Origin of the sequence: Sphingomonas kyungheensis (genome assembly GCF_037120395.1) — a bacterium.
GTDB classification, from domain to species: Bacteria; Pseudomonadota; Alphaproteobacteria; order Sphingomonadales; family Sphingomonadaceae; genus Sphingomonas; species Sphingomonas kyungheensis.
The window spans coordinates 1-23,816 of sequence record NZ_JBBBDM010000005.1 but is presented as its reverse complement, the minus strand read 5'-3'; the positions used below and the strand labels follow the sequence as shown (position 1 = coordinate 23,816).

General features: G+C 68.2%; 21 protein-coding genes and 1 riboswitch. Of the genes, 12 read left to right on the top strand and 9 right to left on the bottom strand.

Annotated features, from left to right (window positions below; genetic code table 11):
- Positions 1-146: 146 nt before the first annotated feature.
- Entirely contained in the window at positions 147-518 is a 372-nt protein-coding gene (locus tag V8201_RS11865; RefSeq protein WP_336545415.1) for a hypothetical protein, read from the top strand.
- 21 nt (positions 519-539) lie between these two features.
- Here V8201_RS11865 and V8201_RS11860 read toward each other — a convergent pair whose 3' ends face one another.
- From V8201_RS11860 to V8201_RS11835, 6 genes are all read right to left on the bottom strand, one after another.
- Positions 540-1,058, bottom strand: coding sequence for a hypothetical protein (locus V8201_RS11860; protein WP_336545414.1), 519 nt, complete (start codon positions 1,056-1,058; stop codon positions 540-542).
- A 138-nt stretch (positions 1,059-1,196) separates the two neighbouring features.
- Positions 1,197-2,096 carry a glycosyltransferase family 2 protein gene (locus V8201_RS11855; RefSeq protein ID WP_336545413.1) on the bottom strand — a complete coding sequence of 300 codons (900 nt, stop codon included), beginning with the start codon at positions 2,094-2,096 and terminating at the stop codon, positions 1,197-1,199.
- On the bottom strand, positions 2,093-3,229 hold the full coding sequence (locus V8201_RS11850) for a glycosyltransferase family 4 protein (protein ID WP_336545412.1): 1,137 nt from the start codon (positions 3,227-3,229) through the stop codon (positions 2,093-2,095). The genes V8201_RS11855 and V8201_RS11850 overlap by 4 nt, the downstream gene beginning before the upstream one ends.
- 53 nt (positions 3,230-3,282) lie before the next feature.
- Complete coding sequence (locus tag V8201_RS11845; RefSeq protein WP_336545411.1) at positions 3,283-3,957, bottom strand: sugar transferase; 675 nt, start codon at positions 3,955-3,957, stop codon at positions 3,283-3,285.
- 240 nt (positions 3,958-4,197) lie between these two features.
- Complete coding sequence (locus V8201_RS11840) at positions 4,198-5,295, bottom strand: glycosyltransferase family 4 protein (RefSeq protein WP_336545410.1); 1,098 nt, start codon at positions 5,293-5,295, stop codon at positions 4,198-4,200.
- Positions 5,296-5,371: 76 nt separating this feature from the next.
- A complete protein-coding gene (locus V8201_RS11835) occupies positions 5,372-6,226 on the bottom strand; it encodes a glycoside hydrolase family 16 protein (RefSeq protein WP_336545409.1) in 855 nt (284 codons plus the stop codon).
- Between the two features lie 563 nt (positions 6,227-6,789).
- Here V8201_RS11835 and V8201_RS11830 point away from each other — a divergent pair.
- The 3 genes from V8201_RS11830 to galU all read left to right on the top strand — a co-directional run bounded on the left by V8201_RS11830 (position 6,790) and on the right by galU (position 9,930).
- Positions 6,790-7,620, top strand: coding sequence for a glycosyltransferase family 8 protein (locus V8201_RS11830; protein WP_336545408.1), 831 nt, complete (start codon positions 6,790-6,792; stop codon positions 7,618-7,620).
- Positions 7,621-7,897: 277 nt separating this feature from the next.
- Positions 7,898-8,803 carry a hypothetical protein gene (locus V8201_RS11825; protein WP_336545407.1) on the top strand — a complete coding sequence of 302 codons (906 nt, stop codon included), beginning with the start codon at positions 7,898-7,900 and terminating at the stop codon, positions 8,801-8,803.
- A 257-nt stretch (positions 8,804-9,060) separates the two neighbouring features.
- Positions 9,061-9,930, top strand: coding sequence for a UTP--glucose-1-phosphate uridylyltransferase GalU (gene galU, locus V8201_RS11820; RefSeq protein ID WP_336545406.1), 870 nt, complete (start codon positions 9,061-9,063; stop codon positions 9,928-9,930).
- 74 nt (positions 9,931-10,004) lie between these two features.
- Here the strand turns inward: galU and V8201_RS11815 are convergent, their stop codons facing one another.
- The 3 genes from V8201_RS11815 to V8201_RS11805 all read right to left on the bottom strand — a co-directional run bounded on the left by V8201_RS11815 (position 10,005) and on the right by V8201_RS11805 (position 14,981).
- Complete coding sequence (locus tag V8201_RS11815; protein WP_336545405.1) at positions 10,005-11,267, bottom strand: hypothetical protein; 1,263 nt, start codon at positions 11,265-11,267, stop codon at positions 10,005-10,007.
- A 146-nt stretch (positions 11,268-11,413) separates the two neighbouring features.
- Positions 11,414-12,094 carry a hypothetical protein gene (locus V8201_RS11810; protein ID WP_336545404.1) on the bottom strand — a complete coding sequence of 227 codons (681 nt, stop codon included), beginning with the start codon at positions 12,092-12,094 and terminating at the stop codon, positions 11,414-11,416.
- A 1,462-nt stretch (positions 12,095-13,556) separates the two neighbouring features.
- Positions 13,557-14,981: an L-serine ammonia-lyase gene (locus V8201_RS11805; RefSeq protein ID WP_336545403.1), complete on the bottom strand. Its 1,425-nt coding sequence runs from the start codon at positions 14,979-14,981 to the stop codon at positions 13,557-13,559.
- A gap of 101 nt (positions 14,982-15,082) precedes the next feature.
- Positions 15,083-15,171, bottom strand: a riboswitch (glycine riboswitch).
- Between the two features lie 292 nt (positions 15,172-15,463).
- Here V8201_RS11805 and V8201_RS11800 point away from each other — a divergent pair.
- From V8201_RS11800 to V8201_RS11765, 8 genes are all read left to right on the top strand, one after another.
- Entirely contained in the window at positions 15,464-16,462 is a 999-nt protein-coding gene (locus V8201_RS11800; RefSeq protein ID WP_336545402.1) for a replication initiator protein A, read from the top strand.
- A 449-nt stretch (positions 16,463-16,911) separates the two neighbouring features.
- Positions 16,912-17,715, top strand: coding sequence for a helix-turn-helix domain-containing protein (locus V8201_RS11795; protein WP_336545401.1), 804 nt, complete (start codon positions 16,912-16,914; stop codon positions 17,713-17,715).
- A gap of 266 nt (positions 17,716-17,981) precedes the next feature.
- On the top strand, positions 17,982-18,644 hold the full coding sequence (gene parA / locus V8201_RS11790; protein WP_336545400.1) for a ParA family partition ATPase: 663 nt from the start codon (positions 17,982-17,984) through the stop codon (positions 18,642-18,644).
- Positions 18,641-18,922, top strand: coding sequence for a ribbon-helix-helix domain-containing protein (locus V8201_RS11785; RefSeq protein ID WP_336545399.1), 282 nt, complete (start codon positions 18,641-18,643; stop codon positions 18,920-18,922). Before parA ends, V8201_RS11785 begins: the two co-directional genes overlap by 4 nt.
- 239 nt (positions 18,923-19,161) lie before the next feature.
- Positions 19,162-21,264, top strand: coding sequence for an acyltransferase family protein (locus tag V8201_RS11780; RefSeq protein WP_336545398.1), 2,103 nt, complete (start codon positions 19,162-19,164; stop codon positions 21,262-21,264).
- Between the two features lie 34 nt (positions 21,265-21,298).
- Positions 21,299-22,351, top strand: coding sequence for an acyltransferase family protein (locus V8201_RS11775; protein WP_336545397.1), 1,053 nt, complete (start codon positions 21,299-21,301; stop codon positions 22,349-22,351).
- Positions 22,352-22,594: 243 nt separating this feature from the next.
- Positions 22,595-23,155 (top strand): hypothetical protein, encoded by a 561-nt coding sequence (locus V8201_RS11770; protein ID WP_336545396.1) that lies wholly within the window; start codon positions 22,595-22,597, stop codon positions 23,153-23,155.
- On the top strand, positions 23,152-23,816 hold a 665-nt coding region (locus tag V8201_RS11765; RefSeq protein WP_336545395.1), incomplete at its 3' end, for a relaxase/mobilization nuclease domain-containing protein. The genes V8201_RS11770 and V8201_RS11765, both read left to right, overlap by 4 nt.

Here is a 23,816-nt window from a genome sequence, read left to right as displayed (position 1 = left end):
GGACTACGTATTGCGGTCCGATCGTCGCTATGGCAATCATCGCCCTACTTGTCGGGGGTTACGTTGCATTCGCATGGCTATCCCCAGATGCATGAGGTTGGTTACCGCCAAATTGCAGACACTATCACCGACTGTATGTTGAGCTCATGACGCCGTCGTTCAACGCCGACACAATAATAAAGCAGATTGATGCGGGCATGTTTCGACCCATGGGGAACGTCGTTGCTCGTGCTCTGCTTGAAAAGATCGGCTTTTATCACGAGATTATTGTCCAGCATGATAAAGGCGCAGCAATCGAATGGTTGCCTGGGACAGATGAGCTTTGGACACAGATCTATGCGTTGCCTGTCGATCAACAAGGAGCGCTACGCCTTGTAGCCAATCTCACGCAACCGGAAGGTGAGCTTGACGGGTATTCTGCCGAATTATTTCTTCTATGGGCGCGTCAGCAAAAATTGTCAGAAAACGACATAGGCGAGGCATTTGGTATCCTCGTTGATGGCAGCTACCCCCTATAGGGGACGTTCCGCTTTCGCCCATCAGCGGACATTCCGCTTTCGGGTTGGGGTCGGTATTGCACCCGCGAAATGAAATAGCGCTGGAAGACGCTGCCGACCGACCAGACGGTCGATCTCGGCTTGGTAAGTTGTTAGATCGACAATGCCTCCGCCGTTCTTGCCTTGGTCGGCTCTGAAGACGCCGTCGCCCGTCAAGAGGATACGCAGCCTTTCACCCTTGCGTTTGAGCCCAATGTCGCAGGAATTGATGTACACGACCGGCACCGACTCCTGTCCGACGTGCCCCTTCCAAACCTTCAAAGCCTTAAGATAAGCGATTGGCGTCAGGCCCGGCTTCCAATCAGGTCCAAACTTCATCGGTTCGACGACTACAGCGTCGATCACAGCGCTCGCACGCTTGAAATCATCTCTCGCTTGCTGCCTTGTCTGTGCGGAAGTCAGCTTCCGGTGCGCAAAGCTACAGGCGCTACCTGTCGATGAAGCTAACATAGCACTTAGGCAAGCCACAGCTATCGCCAGTATTTTGGGATTGAGCATCATTGGACGATGCTGGTCCCGGTCACCACGGTGCGCAAGACCAGTTGAACGTCGGCTTTCCACCCACGAGCGGACATTCCGCTAACGCCCAAACCCGGACGCTCCTTCATTCCTGCGTCCAACCGCGGATGCGACCTTCCCTCACATATCCAGAATGCGGTCCGGGCGCAGCCGGCCGGTGAGCAGGTCGCGGACGGCGCGCCAATTGCCCATGACGCGGCCCTTGCGGTCGACCCAGGGTTCGGGGCTGAACGCCTTGACATGGTTGCTGGCGACGTTGCGCGCCATCAGCCACAAGGCGTCGCGCGGCGTCATCGTGCCCTTGCCGATCAGGTAGAGCGGATTGGCGACCTGCGAATAGCCGAGCCGGCGGCCCGGGCTGCGCCCGCCCTTCACCCCCTGATGCACGCCGACGAAGGCATGGGTGCGCTCGACCCGGCCGCGGCCGCGCAGCCGGCGCGAGAAATCGACGTCTTCCTGCCAGGCGTAAAGCGGCAATTTCTCGTCGAAGCGGACGTCGCCGACGGCCGACCGGCGGAACGCCATGTTGCAGCCATAGGTGCCCATCGCCTTGATCAGCGTCGTGTCGATGGCGGGATCCTCGGCGTCGTAGGTCTCGATCATCGCGGTCGCGGTCTCGTAATCGACGCCGGCGCTGTGGATGCCGTCGGCGAGCAGGTCGCCGCTGGTGCCGACCAGATCGGGATGCGCGGCGAACACCGCGGCGATGCCTTCGAGGCAGCGGCGGCTCGGCACGTAATCGTCGTCGAAGAAGGCGACGATGTCGGGGTCGCTGGTCAGCGCGTCGAGCCCGGTGTTGCGCTGGTGGCACGAGCCCTTGGGGCCGCGCAGCACGCGCACCATCGGATCGGCGAAGCCCGGCGGGATATCGGTGTCCGAGGCGATCGAGAAGAGGATCTCGCTCGGGGCGAGCGTCTGGCGGCGGGCGTGGTCGCCCCAGCGGGCGAGCTCGACCGGGCGGCCGACGCTGGCGATGACGATGGCGACCTTCATCGACGACGGGTCCTTGACTGGAGTCATGCGCGGGCGCTCGTGCAGCGGCGCAGGCAGTCGACCAGCAGGTCGCCGGCGCGCGCCCAGGTGAAGGTGGCGGCCTGCGCGCGGCCGGCCTCGCGCATCCGCGCGGCGAGCGCGGCGTCGTCGCGCAAGGCCGCGATCTGCGCCTGCCAGGCGGCGGGATCGTCGGGATCGGCGTAGAGCGCGGCGTCGCCGCACACTTCGGGCAGGGCGCCGCACGGCGCGACCACCGCGGGGGTGCCGAGCAGCATCGCCTCGAGCGGCGGCAGGCCGAAGCCTTCGGTGGTCGACGGCATCGCGAAGCACAAAGCCTGTTCGAGCAATGCGCGCAGCTCGCCGTCGCTGACCATGCCGGTGAAGATCACGTCGTCGGGCAGGTCGGGATAAGCGGCGCGCATCGTCGCCGCGTCGGTCTTGCCGACCAGCACGAGGCGCAGATCGCCCATCGCCCCCGCGGCGAAGGCGCGCAGCAGCACCGCGATATTCTTGTGCGGCTGCGTCGTCGCCAGTGCGACGACATAGCCGCGCGGCGTGAGGGCGAGCCGGCGCAGCGCGGCGTCGTCGCTGGCGAAGCCGAGGATATGGTCGACGCCATTGGGGATGACGGTGATCCGCTCGGCGCTCGCGACCTTGTGGTCGACGAGCTGCTGTTTGGAGAAATGCGACACGGTCAGCACCTGCAGATTGCGGCGGCCGAGCCGCGGCAGCAGGAAGCGGTACCAGCGCACGAAGGCGCGCGAATAGGATTGCGGCGCGGTATAGACCTGCGCGTCGTGGATCATCGTGATGCCGCGCGTCGCGGCGAGCGGGCCGACGTTGGACAGCGACAGGATGACGTCGCCCCTGCCCTGCCCCCTCGCCTGCCGGGGCAGGGTGAACTGCTCCCAGATCTGGCCGCCGCGCCGCCCGGCCTGATGCACCGGCAGCCCGGCGACCTGCGCCGCGAGCTCGCCCGCCGGCGCCTCGATGCCGACCCCCGCCGGGAACAGCCGGGCGAGCTCGTCGCGGCGTTCGCCCAGCTGATGGAGCAAAGCGGTGGCGACGCGTTGCACGCCGGTCGGCCGCGCAAACAGGAAGCGGCCGTTGACGAGCAGCCGCCCGTTCGCGGTATCGCCGGTCGTGTCGGTGCGCGTCACATCCTGTCCCCCTGCCCCCTGTCCGTCCGTCCGTCCGCCGGCCGCCCGCGCCGTCAGCGACTGCCCTTGGCGGCGAGCACCGCGGGGACGGTCATCATCATGATCTTGATGTTGAGCCCGAGCGAGCGATGCCGCGAATAGGCGACGTCGAGCGCGACGCGGCGCCGGTAGGTCGTGTCGCTGCGCCCGCTGACCTGCCACAGGCCGGTGATCCCCGGCCGCACCCGGCAGTAATCGGCGAAGCGGCGGCCGTAGCGCACCACCTCGGCATTGACGATCGGGCGCGGCCCGACGACGCTCATCGTGCCGTTGATCAGGTTGAAGAACTGCGGCAGCTCGTCGAGGCTGCTCTTGCGCAGGAAGCGGCCGAGCGGGGTGATGCGCGGATCGTTGCGCAATTTGTGGTCGCGCGCCCATTCCGCCCGCGCGGCGGGATCGTTGGCGAGCAATTGCTCGAGCCGGTCGGTCGCATCGACCACCATCGTGCGGAACTTGAGGCAGCGGAATTCGCGCCCGTTGCGGCCGATGCGCGGCTGCGCGAAGATCAGCGGCCCAGGGTCGCTGATATAGATGGCGATCGCCAGCCCGACGAGCAACGGCGCGAAGACGATGATCGCGACGATGCCGATGGTGAGATCGAGCAGCCGCAGGATCATTTCGTTGGCGTGACTGGTAGCGGGACGGTCGGATACGCGCACTTCACCGCCCCGGTCTTGGGTCTGATACATGAGACAACCCCTTCACCTGCCCATTCGTACCGCGCGCGTTGCGGTTTGGTTAATGCCGTCGAAATATTCACGCGTCGCGCGTCGTCCTGGCCGGTTTGCCGGCGCTACATCATACCGACCTGATAATGGTAGATATTTCCACGACAAGAGCGTCCCGAAGCGGGGCCATAACGGCACAGGTGTGACGATTACACGGTTAATGCTGCAAGCCGGCAACACCGGGCCGCACCACGCTGCCCGCTAATCGGCGCTCCCGCTGACAAGTGCTTGGGAAATTTCGACATGTCTGCGGGCGAAGGCATAAGAACTGAGGCCCTCCGGCCCCATCCGCCGCTGCGCCGCGACCGCCTGCGCGTAGCGCGCCTCGGCGTCGCCGAGCAGATGCGCGATCGCGCGCTCGAGCGCATCGACATCGCCGCTCGGATAATAAGAGACCGAATCGGCATCGAAATAATCGCGCAGCCCGCCGACGTCGCTGGCGATCGCGGCGACGCCGTTGAGCGCCGCCTCCTGCAGCACGGTGATCCCCGAGGCATGGGCATTGGGCGACAGCGGCACCACCGCGATCGTCGCCTGCCGCCACAAAGCGGTCAGCTCGGGATTGGTCGAGACGCCGGCGATCTCGACGTTGGGAATGCCCGCGGCGAGCGCCGGCGGGCATTTGGTCGAGACGATGCGCAGCCGCCAGTCGGGATGGCGCGCCACCGCGGCGATCAGCGTCGGCCAGTCGCGATGGACGTCATTGCCGACCGAGATGATCAGCGGCGCGCCGGCGGGATCGCGTACCGGCGGGGTGATCGTCGCCGCGTTGATCCCGAACAGCACCAGCTCGCGCCGCGTGCCGGGCAGCCGCGTCGCCGCCATCGCCAGATTGTCGCGCGAATGGAAGGTGAGCACGTCGGCGCGGCGGATCAGCCGGCGGTAATAGGCGCGGCGCAGCGCCGACAGCCGGTCCCAGCGATCGATCAGCCAGACGCTCTGCGCAAGCAGCCTCGGCTGGCGTGCGCGCGGCACGCGCTGCAAGGCGAAGACCTGCGACACCGCGAGATGCTGCGATTCCGTATGCGTCCACACCACGTCCGCGGCGCGCAGCGCGGCGCGGTTGCGCCAGGCGTGGAGGAAATCGAAGCCGAGCACCGCACGAAAGCCGAGCCGCACCAGCCGGCCGAACCTGCCTTCGGGATGGTCGACCGAACTGGTCATCGCCCCGACCATCGGTGCGGCATGGCGATAGCCATAGGCATCGCGCTCGTTGACGCCGATCAGCTGGCCATCGTCGAACCGCCGGCCCCAACGCGCCTCGCCAAAGCCGTAAGCGAGATGGACATGTACCTTCATCGACGATCCCTGCGCGGTGCTGCCCGGGCGTTTACCATCAAGATATTGCAAAAGCCTGACGATAGCTTGATCCGGATCATGGTCGGTCCTTGCGGACATAGGCGCGGACATAGTCCACCGTCATCGCGCGGTCGTCGGGCATGCCGTCGATCGGCCAGCCGCCGCCCGCGCCGAGATTGACCAGCAGCATCTTGGGCTTGAGGTAATCGGGCGCCGAGGCGAAACAGGCGACCTGCCGCCCGTCGAGGAAGACGGTGATCGCCTCCTTCTCGACGCTGACGCCGTAGCGGTGCATCGCGCTGCTGAGCGAGCCCGCCGGCACGCGCACCACCTTGGGCCCCTGGTCGCGGCTCTTGCCGTCGGTCCACAGATGCGTGGTGGCGAGGAAGGTGGCGGGATCGCGGCCGTAATGTTCGAGCACGTCGATTTCCGGCGTCGTCTCGCCCTTCTTGCCGAGCGAGCCGAGCCAGAAGGCCGGCCACACGCCATTGCCCGCCGGCAGCTTCGCGCGCATCTCGAAATAGCCGGTGCGCTGGGTGAAGCCGTTGCCCTTGGCGTCGCTCGACGACAGCAGCCCGCCCTGCCACTTGCCCTGCGCATTGCGCTTCATGTGGATGGTGAGCTCGCCATTGGCGACCGAGAAGGGAAAGCCCGGTTGCGGATCGACGAAGGTCGCGCTGCCGAAATCACCGTTCCACGGCGTATGCGCGGTCCAGCGCGTCCCCGGCCCGTGCGCCGAGACGTCGAGCGTGTCGAACGGCTCGTCGAACGTCGGACGATAGTCCTTGAGGTCGATCCGCGCCGGGCATTGCGGCACCGGCGCGCAGGCGGCGGTGCCGGCGAGCGACAGCGCGGTCGCACCCGCGCCGATCACCGACACGATGCGGCGCCGGATATGCGCGCCGCGGGAGCTGGGCAGGATCGGGATCATGGCCACCTTTGCTGTCAGGGGGTTGGAGCATCGTCCTCTCGCGGAGGCGGGTCTGATGCCCGTCTGGCTCTCGCCCGCATCGCCGCCACTACGCACCACCGGGCTGCGGCGATCCGTCGGTAAACGCGCTGGTCACCATTCGTGTAGGGCAAAGCGGGCGATCATGCCAGTCGTGCCGTCCCACGTCCGATTTTGGCACGGTTCCAAAGCTTTGGCCAAGATCGCCGGACGCGGGGACATGAACGGGTCGATCCGATGCCGCGGCATGCCATGCCGTTTCAACGCCGCCCTTACCTGCCCCGACGAAGTCCGTTATGCCGGCCGCGTGGGAGGGGGAGCAGCATCGTGTCGAACGAAACACCCCGTCGTGCGCGGCGCGGCGCCCCCATCGCTTGCATGATCATATTGACGGCGCGCGCGCGTCCGGCACACAGAGTGGCCGCAAAGGAATCTCCGTGACTGTGAATGCTTCCCCATCGCGATCATGCATTTGCTACATAGCGAACCAGGGGTATCTGTATCAGTCGCTGGTCAGCGCAATACAGGCGCGGCAGCATTCGCCGGTGCATTGGGACGTGATCGTCTTCGACATGACCGCCGCGCCGGGCGAGGAAAGCCGCCGTATCGCGCATGTCTGCGCCGCCAAGGGGGTGGACTATCGCTGGGCGGACCCGGCGGTGCTCGGCGGGCTGCACATCATGAACGCGCGGCTGTTCCTCGACGAACTGCTGCCGGCCGATTATGCCGAGATCCTCTATCTCGACGGCGATACGCAGGTGGTCGGCGACCTCACCCCGCTGCTCGACTTCCGGCCGCAGCCGGGCGGGCTGTGCGCGGTGCGCGACCCGATGATCTATCTGCGCGGCGTCGACCGGCTGCGCGACGAATTCGAGGATGAGATCCGCGCCTTCGGCGACGATTACGTCAACAGCGGCGTGTTCCGCGTCGACCGGGCGAGCTGGGCGGCGATCTCGCGCGAGGCGCTCGCGCAGATGGGCGATGCGACCAGCGCGCTGCATTTCGAGGACCAGACGGTGATCAACCGCGTCACCGACGGGCGGCGCGACTATGCCTCGCTGCGCTGGAATTTCCCGGGCTTCATCCTCGGCTATGGCCTCGACGCGATCGCACCGCCGGCGATCGTCCATTTCATGTCCAATCCCCGGCCGTGGCAGGGCGCCTATGCGCCATGGGGCCGGTCGTGGAACATCCCCTATCTCGCGCTCGCGCGCGAATTCCCCGAGATCAAGGCCTATTGCGCCGCGCTCGATCTGCGCCGCCGCGCCGCCTACAAGGTCAAGCAGATCGCCAAATCCTATGTCGAACGCCGGCTGTGGAACGCGCCCGAGCTGATCGACCATATCCGCCGGCTGGAAGAACGGGCCGACGTGTGAGCGTTGCGCGGGCCTGCGTCGCGGCGCGGGCCGCCGCCTGCGCAGTCCGCGCCGACGGGCCAAGCAAACAAGGGCCGTATCGGCCGCTGCAACTTGGCGCGCGCGGGGGCATGCGGGCGGCAAAGCTCCGGCAATGCTTGGCGCGACCGGCGGCTATGCGACAGGATGCTGGATTATCGCGACCAAAGACGCTACCCGCAGGGCGACCAGACGGCGCCCCGGCCGCGACGAACGCCCTGCGGAGACAAGCGCGCATCATGACCAGCAGGATTGTTTCTTGATGCTGGGCAGCGCGACGTCCAAGAATCTGGTGATCACACGCGCCGGGCCGAAGAGCCTGCACGAGGGGTGGCTGACGCCCGCGGCGACGCGCGATTTCGACCTGCTCGTCGCCTCGTTCGATCCCAACAGCCGGCCGCTCGCCGCGCCCGGCACCTTCCACCGCTTCATCCCCGGCACCAAGGTGCAGGGCTGGCGCGCGACCCTGTCCGACAATGCCGATTTCATCGCGCAATATGACTATATCGCGCTGATCGACGACGATATCGACACCGATGCCGACAGCCTCAGCCGGTTGTTCGCGCTCGGCGCGGCGGAGGGGTTCACGATCTTCCAGCCGAGCCTGACCTGGGACAGCTATTTCACCTATGCCGGCACGGTGCAGAACCCGTCGCTGCGCTATCGTGAGGTCAATTACATCGAGATGATGGCGCCCTTCTTCGCGGCGCGGGCGCTGCACCAGGTCGCGCCGTTGTTCGATTACGGCTGGGAAAGCGGCATCGACCTGATCTGGGGCAGCGCCCTGCCCGCCGCCGACCGCCGCTTCGCGATCGTCGACGCCGTCCCCGTCCGTCACACCCGTCCGGTCGGTGCGCTCAAGGAGGCCAACGGCTTCGTCAACCGCACCTATGAATCGGACATCGAGGCGGCGCTGGCGCATTTCGCCATGGCGTGGCCGAGCCTCGTCGCCAGCCGCGGCGTCACCGCCGCGGGCACGGAGATCGGCCGCTGGGGGCTCGCCTGGCGCGTGCTCGGCCTGCTCGGGCTGCCGTGGCGCTCGCCGACGCGCGGCGCGTGGCGGCGCACGTGCGACCATATCCGCCACCAGTGGATGCGCCGCCCCGCCTATGTCGAAGCGGTCGGCGACCGCCTCGCCCGCGATGCCGCCGGGCGCTTGCGCTAAGTCTGTTCGCGCGGCGGGGGGCTGCCGCGCCGGCGGCCCGTTCCGCACGCCATGGAGATGACAGGCCACGCCCGCCCCGGACGATATCTCCGCGCCTCCGCGCCTCCGGGTGAACCCAAGGATCGCGTCCGACCGTGGCACAAGGTTCGTCCCGAACCGGCACCACCTCATACCTAGTGTATTTCCTCTGTCTTCATAACACTCTAGACGCCAGCGCACGGTAATGTGACCGCTCGCACAAGCAATGGGACCTCTCGATGACGATCAAGCGCGTACGCAAAGCAGTGTTTCCGGTGGCGGGCCTCGGCACGCGCTTCCTGCCCGCGACCAAATCGATGCCCAAGGAGATGCTGACCGTCGTCGACAAGCCGCTGATCCAATATGCGGTCGAGGAAGCGCTGGAAGCGGGGATCGAGCAGATCATCTTCGTCACCGGCCGCGGCAAGGGCGCGCTCGAGGATCATTTCGACATCTCCTACGAGCTCGAGGCGACGATGCGCGCGCGCGGCAAGTCGCTCTCCGCGATCGAGGGCATCCGCCAGAAGCCCGGCTCGCCGGTCTATGTCCGCCAGCAGGAGCCGCTCGGCCTCGGCCATGCCGTCTGGTGCGCGCGCGAGATCGTCGGCGACGAGCCGTTCGCGGTGCTGCTCCCCGACGAATTGATGGTCGGCAAGCCCGGCTTCATCGCGCAGATGGTCGAGGCCTATAACCAGGTCGGCGGCAATATCGTCGGCGCGCTCGAGGTCGCCGACAGCGAGACCGACAAATACGGCATCATCTCGCCGGGCACGGTCGACGGCCGCCTCACCGAGGTCAAGGCGCTGGTCGAAAAGCCCAAGGCGGGCAGCGCGCCGTCCAATCTGATGATCCCTGGCCGCTACATCCTCCAGCCCGAGGTGATGCGCATCCTCGAGAGCCAGGAAAAGGGAGCTGGCGGCGAGATCCAGCTGACCGACGCGATGGCGCAACTGATCGGCCAGCAGCCGTTCCACGGCTTCACCTTCGACGGCGAGCGCTACGATTGCGGCGACAAGGCGGGCTATATCCAGGCCAATCTCGCCCTCGCCCTCGCCCGCGCCGACATCGGCCCGGCGGTGCGCAGCTTCGCCGAAGGCCTGCTGCGCTGAGCTGACGACAGGCCGACATGTCGTGATGTCGACGTGTCGGCCTGTCGAGGGGCGCGGATGCAGCGCCACGCCGGTCACGGCTGGACGGCGAAGCGCACCGGCTCCGGCGGTGCGAACAGATGCGCAGGCGGTGATCCGGCGCGGACGATGAGCTGGTCGAGCGGCACGGCATCGGCCGGCGCGGTGGCGGCGAAGACTTGGACGAGCCGATGCCCCGCCGCCGGCAACAGCGCCGCGGGCACTGGGAGCGGCTGGCCGCCGAGATCGGACAGCCAGGCGGGGCGGCCGAAACGATAGCTTCGCCGCGGGTGGACCACCTGCAGGTCGACCGCTCCTGCATATTGACCGAGCACCAGCGGGCGATCGTGGCGGAACAGGATGCCGTCGCGATCCTGCACGCGCGCGGCGGCCGCCTGATAGGACGCGCGCGTCGCGACATTCTCCTCTGTCAGCGTGGTCTGGTCGATGGTCAGCGGGTCGATCCCGGTCATCCGCTTCAGCCGCACGGCCATCCATTCGGTGCGTTTGCCGTCGCCCTCATCGAGCGGCGCCTCGGCGACATGGCTGTGCCCGACATAGACGAGCAGCTTGGCCGCCGGCATGCGGCGATGCAGGGCGGCGAGATTGTCCGCCTCGGCCTGATCCCGCGCCGCGATCACCGCGGCGCGCGACGGTTGCCCTTTGGGGCGTTGCAGGCTGGTCTGCTCATAGGCGGCCGGCTGGTAGCCGATGGCGAGCGCATTGCGCAGGAAGGCGGCATAGACCGGATCGCGCGTGTAGAAACCGGTATCGATGCGGACGAAGCGCTCGCGGGCGAGCTGCGCGACGGCGGTCGGCTTGCCGTCGCGCGCCGGCTCGTTGCTGAACGTCTCCGCCGCGAGCACCGTATAACCGAGCGGACGCAGCGCCTGCGCCACCCGCCAGGCAAAGGCGCGGTCGCGCGGGCTGCTATGCGCTTCGTTGAGGATGACGATGCTGGTCGCGCGGGCGCGGCGGACGATCTCGGCAATCGCGTCGCGTCCGACCGACTCCGCGATCGCCGCAACCCAGCCGGCCTCGCCGGCGCCGTGTGGCTGCGCCGTGGCGAGCGTGGTGAGATCGAGTTCGTTGGTGACGGTGGTGCTGACCTGTTGCCATATCTGATAGGCCAAGTCGTCGCGGACCTTGCCCTGCGCATCGAACGCCGCCGCGGCGAGCATGTCTGTCGCTTGTAGATAGCCGCCCTGGTCATAGGCGGTCATCGCGGCGTCGACGCTATTCGCGGGTGGCTGCGCCGGGGGCGTCTGCGTGGCGAGCAGCGTGGCGAGCAGGATGGCGCCCCGGGTCACGATCGTCATGGTGCGTTCCCTCCCTTGCCGGCAGGATGGATCGGCGCGCAGTCTACGTCCAGTGCCGAGAGGGCGCGGTCCGGGCGGCGATATGGCCGCATCCTTCCAGCCATGATCATGTCGAGGTGGCGGATCGTCGATATGTCGACACGTCTTCAATCTGACGCATCGACCTCGACACTCAAGGATCGTCGCAGATGCGCCCGGGTCGCCGCCTCGAAAGCGGTCGGCCAGGCGATGCCCCAGCGCGCGGCGAGCGCCCGCGCCCGTGGCAGGAAGGCGGTGGCAACGGCGCGATACGCCGCGATCAGCGATGCCTCGCTCAGATCGGTCTGCGGAAGCCGTTCGAGCAGCGCGAACTGGTCGGGCGGCAGCCGGCGGCTCCAGGCGAGCATGCCGCCTTTGTCGGCGCGCTCGACCGTTTCGGAGAGGAGCTGGAACAGCGCCATGCGCTGCATCTCGAGGCCGGCACGTGCGGCAAGATACTCCCGCCGGCCGAGCACGACCGGCAGCAGCCCCAATACGCGCAGGAATTCGTCGATCAGGAAGGCGACGCGCGCCCGATCCGGCCCCGGCCAGTCGCGATGCGCGGCGAGGCGATCGTAGAGGCCGGCGTGGTCGATCAGGCAGCGCGTGCCGTCGCAGGTCCGCTGGAGTGCGCCGGCATGGTCGGTGAGCAGCAGGTCAATCCGCTCCCACCCCTGCCCGATCGCATTGTGTACCGCCCCGCCGCTGCGCGCCTCATACCAGAGGACGATCGGCACCAGCGCCTCGACCTGCGTGCGCCAGTCTTGCGCGACGCCGGCCTGGTGCTCCGCCGCGACGACGGCGATCAAATCGACGCCGCTATACGCATCCGCCTCGCCCCGCCCGAAGCTGCCGCCGAGTCACAGCGCGTCGAGATGCGGTACGTCCCGCATCGCGCGGGTGATGGCGGTGATGAAAGCGTCCTGCCACATGATGCATCCCCCTGCCCTGCCATCATAGCGGCGACGCCGGCGCTGCGGGAGGCCGCCGCCGTGTCGACCTGTCGGGATGTCGATGGCTCGTGCCGTTTGGTCGGTAGTGTTGACACGTCGACACATCGACACATCGACACGTCGAGGCGTCGAATGTACGACGATAGCGAAGGCGGATCAGCGGAGGGGGGAAGGTTCGCGCAGAGGCGCAAAAGACGCAGAGAAGCCCGGGAGGATGGTCCGGCCCTCTTGTGCCCCGCCGTCGCGGGATCGCCATGCGGCGCAGCCGCTGTCCGGATCGCAGGGACACGTGCCGCATCCCCGAAAGCAACTCCTCCGCGCCTCCGCGCCTCCGCGCCTCCGCGTGAACCAAAACCGGCCACTTCGCGGATCGCCGGACGATGGATCACGCGAAGACGCGAAGACGCGAAGAAAAGGAGGTTCACGCGGAGGCGCGGAGGCGCGGAGAAGGACGCGCTAGAGGAGCGCCCTGCCCTCCAGCGGCGGCTGGGAAGGAGCAATGCACTGGCACACAGCCCCTTCGCGTCTTCGCGTGATCGTCACGCGGCGTCACCCGCGACCCGGCCGCTCGGGATGCCGCGCCGCTCACGACAAAGGCATCACGTCGTATCATCGACCTGTCGACACCACGACACTTCGACAGCCCGCCCAACGGAATATCAGACGCCGAAGGCCACTCGCAGGATCGCCATGCGGCGCAGCCGCTGTCCGGATCGCGGGGACACGCGCCGCATCCCCGAAAGCAACTCCTCCGCGCCTCCGCGCCTCCGCGTGATCCAAAACGTGGCCGCTTCGCGGACCGCCGCTTGAGGGCTCACGCGAAGACGCGAAGACGCGAAGACAAGGAGGTTCACGCGGAGGCGCGGAGGCGCGGAGGCGCGGAGAGGGACGCGCTGGAGGGAACGCCCTGCCCTCCAGCGGCGGCTGGGGACGCGGAATGCGCTGGCGCGCAGCCCCTTCGCGTCTTTGCGTCTTCGCGTGAACCCTCGAGCGGCGTCAGCCGCGACCCGGACGCGAAGCATGCCGCGCCGCTCCGACAGGCATCACGTCGGATCATCGACTTGTCGACATTACGACACCTCGACAGCCCTCCCGACGAGTATCAGGCGCCGAAAAGGCGGCTCTGCTTATAGCCCGAGCGCTCGTCTCCGCCCTCCCAATCGGCAGACGGCCCCCTCCCAATAGCCGCTCTGCGCTCTTTGCGCCTCTGCGCGACCCGAACCGGCCGCCGCGATCGCCGGAACCGGACGGCGCGCACAACAGCGCCCCGTCCCCGTCCCATCGCGTCAGATCATCGACCTGTCGACATATCGACAGGTCAACATTCCACCACATTGACCGCCAGCCCGCCGAGGCTCGTCTCCTTATACTGCGAGCGCATGTCCTCGCCGGTCTGGCGCATCGTCTCGATTACCGCGTCGAGGCTGACGACGTGGCTGCCGTCGCCGCGCAGCGCGAGATAGGCGGCGTTGATCGCTTTCACCGCGCCCATCGTGTTGCGCTCGATGCACGGGATCTGGACGAGCCCGCCGATCGGGTCGCAGGTCAGGCCGAGGTTATGCTCCATGCCGATCTCGGCGGCATTCTCGATCTGGCGATTGCTGCCGCCGAGCACCGCGGCGAGGCCGCCCGCCGCCATCGAACAGGCGACGCCGACCTCGCCCTGGCAGCCCATCTCCGCCGCCGAGATCGACGCGCGCTTCTTGTAGAGCATGCCGATCGCCGCCGCGGTGAGCAGGAAGGTGCGGGCACCCTCCCCGCGCGTCGCCTGATCGCAGTCGCGCGCCACCAGCGTCTCGTAGAAGCGCAGCACCGCGGGCAGCACGCCCGCCGCGCCATTGGTCGGCGCGGTGACGACGCGGCCGCCGGCGGCATTCTCCTCATTGACCGCGAGCGCCCACAGGCTGACCCATTCGAACACTTCCGCGGGGTTGCTGCCGGGGACGCAGCCGCTCAGGCCCTGCGCGATCGCCTGCGCGCGCCGGCGCACCTTGAGCCCGCCGGGCAGCATGCCCTGCTGGGCGATGCCGCGGTCGATACAGGCGTGCATCGCGGCGCGCACCGCGTCGAGGAAGGCGTCGGTCTCGGCAGGGGCACGCCATGCCTCCTCATTGGCGCGGACGAGGTCGGCGATGCCGAGCCCGGTCGCATCGCCGAGCGCGAGCAGGTCGGCGCCCGAGCCGAACGGATGGCGCACCGCGACATTGCCCGCCGCCAGCCGCTCGCCGCGGCGCAGGATCGCCCCGCCGCCGATCGAGAAATAGGTTTCGGTGAGCGTGCCGTCGGCAGTCTCGGCGGTGAAGGTCAGGCCGTTGGGATGTTCGGGCAGGAATTCGCGCGGATGGAAGACGATGTCGCCCGGCGCGAAGGCGATCTCGGCACCGCCAGCGAGCGGCAGCCGGCACCGCGTCTCGATATCGGCGAGGATCGCCGGCGCGGCATCGGGATCGAGCCGCTCGGGCTGCCAGCCGGCGAGGCCGAGGATCACCGCGGTATCGGTGGCATGGCCGCGCCCGGTCAGCGCGAGGCTGCCGTAGAGGTCGCAGCGCACCGCGGTGACCGCCTGCCCGACGACCCGCTGGGCGAAGTCGAAGGCGGCGCGCATCGGCCCGACGGTGTGCGAGCTCGACGGGCCAATGCCGATGGTGAAGAGTTCGGCGACGCTGATCGGCCGGTCGAGGCCGCGGTCGAGCGGGGTCCGGGACTGGGACTGGAACTGGGGCAGGGGCAGGTCGGTCGGCATCAGGGTCCCTCCGCCGGCATCGCCGGCCTGCCCCCTCTGTCCCTTGCGCCTGAGATCATTATCCCGTCGGCGGACGCGGCTGCGCCTCTCTCCAGATGTTTGCCGTCGCTACGGTCCTTTGGCCTGAGAGTTTCCGGGGCGGTTGCTCCTTCGGCGCCGGGGCGGGCCCGGTCTCTCCCGTATCGACCGCGCCGCTATCCGCCGGGTCGGGGCGCCGGGTCAAGCGGCATCGCGCCGGAGTCGACGTGACGACATGTCGACGTTGCGACACCGCACGCCCGCACCGTCACCGGGCGCCGACATGTCGGGCTGTCGACATGTCGGGAGCGGGCAGGCCGCGGCGCGTGGGGGGAGCAGGCGCGGCAGGGGAGGGGGCGGTATTTCCTACTCGAAAGCACGAATGGATGCGGCCGGTGACGCCATTTCCCTAGGGATTCCCGTGCGGGGTGCCAAAAGTTCGTGCTTTCGAGTAGGAAATGGCGATGGCCCGCTCCCCCGCTCCCGCCCGCCCCGCATCCGGCTCCGCCGCCGTGCCGCACCGCGACCTGTTCACGCTCGACAGTCCGCTGCACGGCGAGATCCGCGGCGAACGCTCGCTGATGGCCTTTCCCTTCTTCGCGCTCAGCAAGAATGCGTGGATGAAGCCGCTGACCTACGATCATGCCACCGTGTCGATCGAGGTGCGGCCGTCGGCGAGCGGCGTCGCGACGATCTACGACAAGGAGATCGTCCTCTACATCGCCAGCCTGATGGCGGCGAAGCTCGAGGCGGGCGAGCATGTCGAGCAGGATTTCATCTTCACCGCGCACGATCTGTTCTCGGTGACCGGCTCCAACCATAGCGCACGCTCGTACAACCGGCTGTCCGAGGCGCTCGAGCGGCTCCAGGGTACGCAGATCAAGACCAATATCGAAGCCGGCGGGGAAGGGGAGGAGGGCTTCTTTTCCTGGCTGTCGGAAGCAAAGCTCCACTATTCGCGCACCAAGAGCGGCGAACGGCGCCTGAAAGCGGTCAAGGTACGGCTGTGCGACTGGCTGTTCCGGGCGATCCTGCTCGATCGTCACGTGCTCGACTATGCCGCCGCCTATTTCCAGCTGGGACCGATCGAGCGGCGCATCTATGAAGTGGCGCGCTCGACGTGCGAGGAAGAGCTCGACCTCGACCTTGCCACCTTCCGCCTGCAGATCGGCTATCAGAACCCGCTGTCGAACTTCCGGGCGGCGCTCAAGCAGATCGTCGCGACCGACGGCATCCCCGACTATCACCTCGAACTGGTCGAGGGCGATGCAGGCGGGGCGGCGGAGGAGGGGGCACCGCGCCGCGGCCGCCGCGCGCCGCAGAGCCGGGTGGTGATCACCCCGCGCCCGCAGCCCGGCGAGTCGGCGCTGAGCACGACTCGCGCCATCCTGGAATCGACCGAGTCGGGCGAATCGATCGATGCCGACCCGGCGGACGCCGATTCGCCGACCCCCGCCGACTGATTCGTGCCGCCATCCGAATTGTTACTCGAAAGCACGAATGGAACGGCGATTTTCTACTCGAAAGCACGAACTTAGCCGCGCCATTGTTACTCGAAAGCACGAATCGGCAGCGCATTGTTACTCGAAAGCACGAACTTTTTTTCGATTAAATACTCGAAAGCACGAATCGTAGCCGCTTCCAGTGTTGGATCAATGCTGCAACAAAGGGGCGCGGCCAACGTCGGCCGTGCAGGTTTGTTGAGTGGAATGGCCGTGACCCCATAAAGGAAAGCCCGGCACGAGGCCGGGCATCCCAGTATTCCTGTGTGACCAGCGTCGCCAAACGCCGAACACCTTATCGCAGGTAGTCAGGCCACAGGGATACTGCCGAACCCGATCCGGTTCAAGGATGCGCGTTTCGCGCCACGGAATTTTTTGTCCTCGGTCCCGGCCCCACAAGGGGATGGAAGATGACGGCGTTGACCTTCGGGGAAGCGAGCGCGCAGCTCTGCGCGCGCGTAAGGCTGGACGCGCGTGCCGTGCGGCGCGTGCCCCACCGCACCGGTGCGCCGGTGCGCCGCGACAGTATCGAGGCGGGGACGTTCGAACACCTCTTCTTCGCGCCGCCCGCCGCCGGCGAGCCCGACCGCTGGCTGCGCGCCTGCCGCCGCGCGCTCGACGCCGGCCGGCGGCTGCGGCGCGAGGCGCGCGCCGGCACCCGGACGCTGAGCGCGCGCGAACGGCCGATCGCCGCGCTGACCGGCGCGGCGGTGCGCGTCTTCGAGGAACTGTGCACGCTGGCGCGACTGCATCGTGGCCGCGTCTTCCCGAGCTACGACTGGCTCGCCGAGGCGACCGCGCTCGGCCGCGCCACCGTCGCACGCGCGCTCGTCCTGCTCGAGGCGGCGGGCTTCCTCGTCCGCCAGCGCCGCTTCACCCGGATCGAGGGGGCAGGGGAAGGGCCGCGCTATCGCCAGACCTCCAACGCCTATCGCGCGCTGCTGCCCGCCGCGGTGCTCGGCTATCTGCCGCGCTGGATGCGCCCGGCGCCGCTGCCCGTCGACCAGCTCGATCACCATCAGGCGCAGGCCGACGCACAGGCGGCGATGCTCGCCGGCCTGTCGTCGCGCGACCGTGCCCGTGCCACTGTCGACGGCGCGCTCGGCAAGGTGCTCGCCGCCCTGGGCGCCGCGGTCGATCGAGCCTGCGAGTCTCAAGACCATCCGCAACCGCTCATGGATTCTATTCATACGGGAACGAAAGAGTTGGCCTAGTCGGCCAACGCAAACGCCTGACGGCGACGAAGACGCAGCGAGACGACCCCATCACCGCCATCAGACCCGCAAGGACAGGAGTGCCGGCTACGCCGTCACATGCTCCCTAGAAGGAGCAAGCGGATAGGGCAGGGATCAATGGCGAGCGACGCGAAGAATGCGACGACGGAGGCGGACGGATTGCGCGTCGCCCACCGCCCGACCGTCCGACACGTCTATATGTCGAGGACTTGCCACGTCGGCATGTAGACATGTAGGAGGAGGCTATGGCGACCATCGCGATCATCAGTCAGAAGGGCGGTGCGGGTAAGACGACGCTCGCGCTCCACCTCGCCGCCGCGGCGCAGGATGCCGGCCGCGTCGCGCTGATCGTCGATACCGATCCGCAGGCGACGGCGAGCCAATGGGCGGCCTGGCGCGGCGACGCCCCGCCCGAGGTGATCGACAGCCCGCCGCCGCGGCTCGCCGCCAAGGTCGCCGCCGCGACCGAACAGGGTGCCGAGCTGATCGTCATCGACACGCCGCCGCACGCCGACAGCGCGGCGCGCGCCGCGGTCGAGGTCGCCGATCTGGTGCTGATCCCGTGCCGGCCGAGCGCGTTCGACCTGTCGGCGATCCAGACCACCGCGAAGCTCGTCCAACTGCTGCGCAAGCCCGCCTATGTCGTATTCACCGCCGGATCGCCCAATGCACCGCGCGTCTACCAGGAGGCGGGCGAGCTGGTCGACGGCTTCGGCACGCCGCCCTGTCCGGTGCAGATCCCCGATCGCGCCGCCTATCGCCACGCCAGCGGCGAAGGCCGGACGGTGATGGAATATGAACCCGACGGCAAGGCCGCCGACGACATCCGCCAGCTCTACGCCTGGACCTGTCGCCAGCTCGGCCTGCCCGAGGCGAAGAGCAAGACCCGCAAGAAGGTGCCCGCATGAGCCGCAAGCCGAGTTTCGCCAATCTGCGCACCGTCGGCGCGCCGCCCCCGCCCGTCGCCACCCCCGCGCCGGTCGCCGCCCCCGTTCCCGCCGCGGGCGCAGGGCAGGGGCCGGCGAGCCGCCAGGGGCGCAAGCAGATCGCCGGCTTCTTCAGCCCCGAAATGTCGTTCGCGATGCACACGCTCGCCCGCCGCCAGGGCCGCAGCCTGCAGGCGCTGATGGCCGAGGCGTTCAACGACGTGCTGAGGAAGCACGGCGAGAGCCCGATCGGCGACTGACCACGCGCAAATCTCCGCCCCGCGCGCTTCGCCGGCGGAGAGATATGCCCCCGGCTCCCCGCGTATTCCGGCTTGGCGTCCAAGCGTTGCCGCGCCGACGCCAAAGTGGGTCCGTATTAACGCTGCCTGCTAACCTAACAGTGTCCGATTCTGGCATCATGCCGTCGGTCTGCTGAATTGATCTTCATCAATCCGTCTTTTACCCACGTCATGCAAGGTCGGGATCCACGGCGACGACGGTGCGCCGTCATCATCGCCAAGTCGATCCCGCGGCAGGTGCAGAGAACAGACATTACGGTATCGTGCCGTCGGGATTGGACGCGATGGTCAGGGAGGGGTTCAAGCCGGAATTGCAGGGGCTGCGTGCCGTCGCAGTATTGCTCGTGCTCGTCTTCCATCTCGATCCGGCGTGGCTGCGTGGCGGCTATGTCGGCGTCGATGCCTTTTTTGTGCTGTCGGGCTATTTCATCACTACGTCGCTGATCGCCGATATCGACAGGACGGGGACGATCGATCTGGTCGGCTTCTATGCCCGGCGCTTCCGCCGGCTGCTGCCCGCCGCGGCGCTGGTGCTGGCAGCGATGGTCATCGGCGTGGTCGTCTTCCCGCGGGACCAGTGGCCGCATATCGCGCGCGAGGTCGCCGCGGCCGCGCTCTACGTCGAGAATCTGTTCCTCGCGCATCATTCGGTCGACTATCTGGCGTTCGACCGCGTCGCCAGCCCGGTGCAGCATTATTGGTCGCTGTCGGTCGAGGAGCAATTCTACCTCGTCTGGCCGATGCTGCTGCTGGGGGCGGTCGGCTGCGGCCGGATCGTCGGCTGGCCGGTGCGGGTCTGGTATCGCGCGGCGATCGTCATCGCCTTGCTCGGATCGCTCGCGCTGTCGATTCTGGCGGGGCGCCATCCGCAGCCGGGCGCCTATTTCTATCCGCAGCTGCGCGTCTGGGAGCTGGCGCTGGGCGGTCTGATCGCCTGCCTGCCGGCGCGGTGGGCGCGGATCGCGTCCGGAACGCCGGCGCCGGTGCTGCAGGCGGCAGGGCTGGCGATGCTGGTCGGCGCGAGCCTGGTCTATTCGGCGAAGACCGTCTTTCCCGGCTCTGCCGCGCTGTTGCCGACGATCGGCGCGGCGCTGGTCATCGTCGCGGTCGGGGAGGGCGGGGCCCGGCGCCGCAATCCGCTGCTCGACAATCGGGCGATGCGCTGGATCGGCGACCTCTCCTATTCGATCTATCTCTGGCATTGGCCGATCATCGTCGCCGTCCGCGACCATCGCGCCGCGCTGCGCCCGATCGACGCGGTCGGCATCGTGCTGCTCGTGCTGCTGCTCGCCCAGCTGACCAAGACGTTGGTCGAGGACCGGTTCCGCCTCCATGGTGGCGCGCGGCGGGCGGCGCGCCCGCGCTGGCGTGCCTTCGTGCCGGTCGTCGTCGCGATCGCCATCCCGCTGCTGCTGGCCGCCGCGCTGCTCGGCTATGTCGCCTGGGACAAGCGCCGGTTCGAGGCGGCGCGGCTCGATCCGCGGGACTATCCCGGCGCCGCGGCGCTCGTCGCATCGACGCCGGTGCCGGCGCGCGCGGTCTTTCCCGCCGCGCATCTCGTGCCGGAGGATCTTCCGGTCGAATATAAGACGGGGTGCAGCCTGCCGTTCGGAGAGAGCGTGATCCAGGCCTGTCCCTCGGGTCAGCCGGACAGCCGCTTCCGGATCGCCGTCGTCGGCGATTCGCATGCCGCGCAATGGTTGCCGGGGATCGAGGCCGCGGGGCGCGCGCGCGGCTGGGCGATCGTGCCGCTGACCAAATCCTCCTGTCCGTTGGTGCCGGTGCGGCTCCGCCACTTCGATGCCGCCGCCTGCGCCGCCTGGTCGCGCAACGTCATGGCCGAACTCCGCGCGCACCCGCCGCAGGTGGTGATCTATGCGCTGTATCTCGACGGCGAGATCGCGCAGCTGCCGTCGGACGCGGTACGACTGGCGGCGGTGCGGCCGGCGCTCGCCCAGCTCGCCGCGCTGGGATCGCAGGTCATCGTGCTGCGCGATACGCCGCATCTCGCCGGCGATCCGATCGCCGCACTCGACGCGGCGCAGCCGCGACCGCTGCCCGCCGTCGCGCGCCGCGCCGGGCCGGACATCGTCGCGCAGGCGGCCGCTACCCTTCCCGGCGTGCGCGTGCTCGACATGAACGATCTGGTCTGTCCGGCGGCACGCTGCCGTGCCGTGATCGGCAATCTCGTCGTCTGGCGGGACGAACATCATATCGCCGCCCATTATGCGGCGACGCTGGGGGACGCGTTCGCCGAGCGGCTCGGCCGGCTGATCGCCGCTGACCGGGCGACGCGTCGTTGAGCGAGCATCCCTCTTTTCATACCGGAGCCGCCGCATGCCCCCGATGACGCGCCCGGCGGGCCGCTACGAAACGCTCGACCTGATGCGCGGCCTTGCCGCCTTTTCGGTGCTGCTGCTGCATTGTTCGCCGCCCGGTTTCTACCTCGCGCCGCACGGCCATCTCGCGGTCGACCTGTTCTTCGGGCTGAGCGGGTTCGTCGTCGCCGCGGCCTATGTGCCCAGGCTCGCCACCGGCATGCGGCTGTCCGCCTTCGCCGCGGTGCGGATGAAGCGGTTATACCCGCTGATCCTGCTCGGCGCGCTGATCGGGCTCGCCGGCTATAGCCGCGCCTATCCGCCGCGCGATCTGGCGGTGCTGTTCGTCACCGGGCTGCTGATGCTGCCGACGCCGCTCGGCAGCGCCGAGGAGGGCTATGCCGCGGTGGCGATCAACCCGCCGAGCTGGAGCCTGTTCTGGGAGCTGCTGGTCAATGTGATCTTCGCGCGCTGGGCGTGGCGCTGGTCGCGGCGCGTGCTGGTCGCGATCCTGCTGGTCAGCGGCGTCGCGCTCGCCGCGCAGGCGCTCCATTACGGCCAGTTGTCGCAGGGCTTCACCTGGGGGAGCTGGTGGGGCGGGGCGGTGCGGGTCAGCTTCTCGTTCACGCTCGGCGTCTGGCTCCATCGGATCGAACGGCCGCGCTGGCGGCTGCCGGTGCCGCTGATCGCGCTGGTCACCGTCGGCATTTTCCTGATGCCGGCGCTGGGGGCGTGGAACGGCCTGTTCGACATGCTGTGCGTCGCGCTCGTCTTCCCGCTGCTGCTGATCGTCGGGATCAACAGCCATGCGCCGCGGTGGACCCGCGTCTCGCCGCTGCTCGGCGAGGCGTCCTACCCCGCCTATATCCTGCAGGGCGGCGTCTATCCGCACATCAAGGGTCTGTGGCACCATCTGCCGGTCGAGGGCGCGGCGATGATCGCGGCGACGGTGGGGATTGCACTGGTGTTCTTCTTCGGCGCGCTGCTGGTCGCGCGGCCGTACGAGCGGCTGGTGCGCGCGCTGCTGCCCGGCGTGCGGCGGGTGGCGATGCCGGCGCAGGCGGCGCCTTGAGGGGCGGAATTGGCCGGCCGTGCCAGTGGCTGAGGTGTCGCAATGCCGCCGAGCTCGCGCCAGCCTGATGGCGTAGTTCGCCGCTGTGTTTGGCGAGCGATTGCCGATCCAGAGTAAGCGGATCTCCTTCTATAATTCTGTGAAGAGAGGGATGGCAGGATATGCCATCTGTCACCGATGTAATACATCGGTGACAGATGGCGCCGCTGCACGGGGCTGTCGTGAATGATGATTAGCCTGCGATTGAAGGACGAGCTGGTCGAGGAGATCGACCGCGTCGCGCTCGCTCAAGGCCAATCCCGCAGCGCGTGGATCGCGCGCGTACTGACGCAGTCCGCACTTTCCGAAGGCGAGCACGCGCCGCTGGTGCCGATGAGCCGGCGCGGCCGCCCCGACGAGTATGTGCGCGTGACGCTGCGCCTGCACCGGCATGAACTCGAGGCGATCGATGCGGTCGGCGCGCCGCTCCGCCTGGGGCGGAACGAATGGATCAAGCGCGCCATCCGCTGGCAGCTGTGGGACAGGGCAGGGGTGCTGCGGCTCGCGCCCGCGACGGCAGCCGAGATCGGCAAGCTGCGCAAGCAGGTGCTGGCGATCGGGCGCAACATCAACCAGGCGGTGCACGCAATGAACGCGGCGAACATGCCCGGCAGTTCGCTCGACATCGCGCGGATCGCCGAGCCGTTCATCGACACCTGCGCGGAGCTGAAGTCGCAGCTGTTCGCGCTGCGCCGGGCGCTCAGCCGCTACGTCAGCGGCGAGGTCGCCTACTGGACCGGCGCCGCGGAGGAGCAGGAGACATGAGTTTCCGCCTCTCGCCGGGAACGCTGGTCTCGCTGGCGGGCGTGTTCGCGCCGCCCCGTAACCGGCGGGCGAGTGGCGGCGGACGAGGGAAGGGCGGCACCCGCGACGACGGTGCCATGCTGGCATTTGCTGCGGCGTCGCTGCTGCGCAAGGCTGCGCCGGCGAGCGGCGGTTATCGGCCCAGCGCGCAGGTGAAACAGGCGTTCGGAGGCGGGTCGCATGCGGCGATCAGCGCGCGGGCGCTGCGGACGATGGAGCGCACCGCGCGCGGCGTTCCGGAGGTAATGGTGCGCGTCACCGGCCGCCAGCATGGCGGCGGCCACGTGCTCGCCAACATGTCGTACATCAGCCGCCTCGGCCATGGCGAGGACAAGCAGGTCGACCTCCATACCAGCGAGGGCGAGGTGCTGCGCGACGGTCGCGACATGCAGGAGCTGGCGCAGGACTGGCAGGAATGGGAGATCGCCGACGAGGCGCGCCGCAAGGGCGCAACGTCGCTGTCGATGATCCTGTCGATGCCGGCGCATACCGACCCGCAAGGCGTCAAAGAGGCGGCGCTGGCGTTCGCGCGCGAGGAGTTCGCCAACCGCTCCTGGGTCGCGGCGCTGCACGTCGATCGCGATCATCCGCACGTCCATCTGACGGTCGCGCGGCGCGATTA

Excerpts from the sequence above, each read along its gene's own strand:
- V8201_RS11775 (WP_336545397.1), top strand. The coding sequence starts at position 21,299 with ATGCCCCCGATGACGCGCCCGGCGGGCCGCTACGAAACGCTCGACCTG.
- V8201_RS11860 (WP_336545414.1), bottom strand. The coding sequence starts at position 1,058 with ATGATGCTCAATCCCAAAATACTGGCGATAGCTGTGGCTTGCCTAAGT.
- V8201_RS11835 (WP_336545409.1), bottom strand. The coding sequence starts at position 6,226 with ATGATCCCGATCCTGCCCAGCTCCCGCGGCGCGCATATCCGGCGCCGC.
- V8201_RS11800 (WP_336545402.1), top strand. The coding sequence starts at position 15,464 with ATGGCCCGCTCCCCCGCTCCCGCCCGCCCCGCATCCGGCTCCGCCGCC.
- parA (WP_336545400.1), top strand. The coding sequence starts at position 17,982 with ATGGCGACCATCGCGATCATCAGTCAGAAGGGCGGTGCGGGTAAGACG.
- galU (WP_336545406.1), top strand. The coding sequence starts at position 9,061 with ATGACGATCAAGCGCGTACGCAAAGCAGTGTTTCCGGTGGCGGGCCTC.
- V8201_RS11865 (WP_336545415.1), top strand. The coding sequence starts at position 147 with ATGACGCCGTCGTTCAACGCCGACACAATAATAAAGCAGATTGATGCG.
- V8201_RS11855 (WP_336545413.1), bottom strand. The coding sequence starts at position 2,096 with ATGACTCCAGTCAAGGACCCGTCGTCGATGAAGGTCGCCATCGTCATC.
- V8201_RS11795 (WP_336545401.1), top strand. The coding sequence starts at position 16,912 with ATGACGGCGTTGACCTTCGGGGAAGCGAGCGCGCAGCTCTGCGCGCGC.
- V8201_RS11815 (WP_336545405.1), bottom strand. The coding sequence starts at position 11,267 with ATGACGATCGTGACCCGGGGCGCCATCCTGCTCGCCACGCTGCTCGCC.
- V8201_RS11785 (WP_336545399.1), top strand. The coding sequence starts at position 18,641 with ATGAGCCGCAAGCCGAGTTTCGCCAATCTGCGCACCGTCGGCGCGCCG.
- V8201_RS11840 (WP_336545410.1), bottom strand. The coding sequence starts at position 5,295 with ATGAAGGTACATGTCCATCTCGCTTACGGCTTTGGCGAGGCGCGTTGG.
- V8201_RS11805 (WP_336545403.1), bottom strand. The coding sequence starts at position 14,981 with ATGCCGACCGACCTGCCCCTGCCCCAGTTCCAGTCCCAGTCCCGGACC.
- V8201_RS11845 (WP_336545411.1), bottom strand. The coding sequence starts at position 3,957 with ATGTATCAGACCCAAGACCGGGGCGGTGAAGTGCGCGTATCCGACCGT.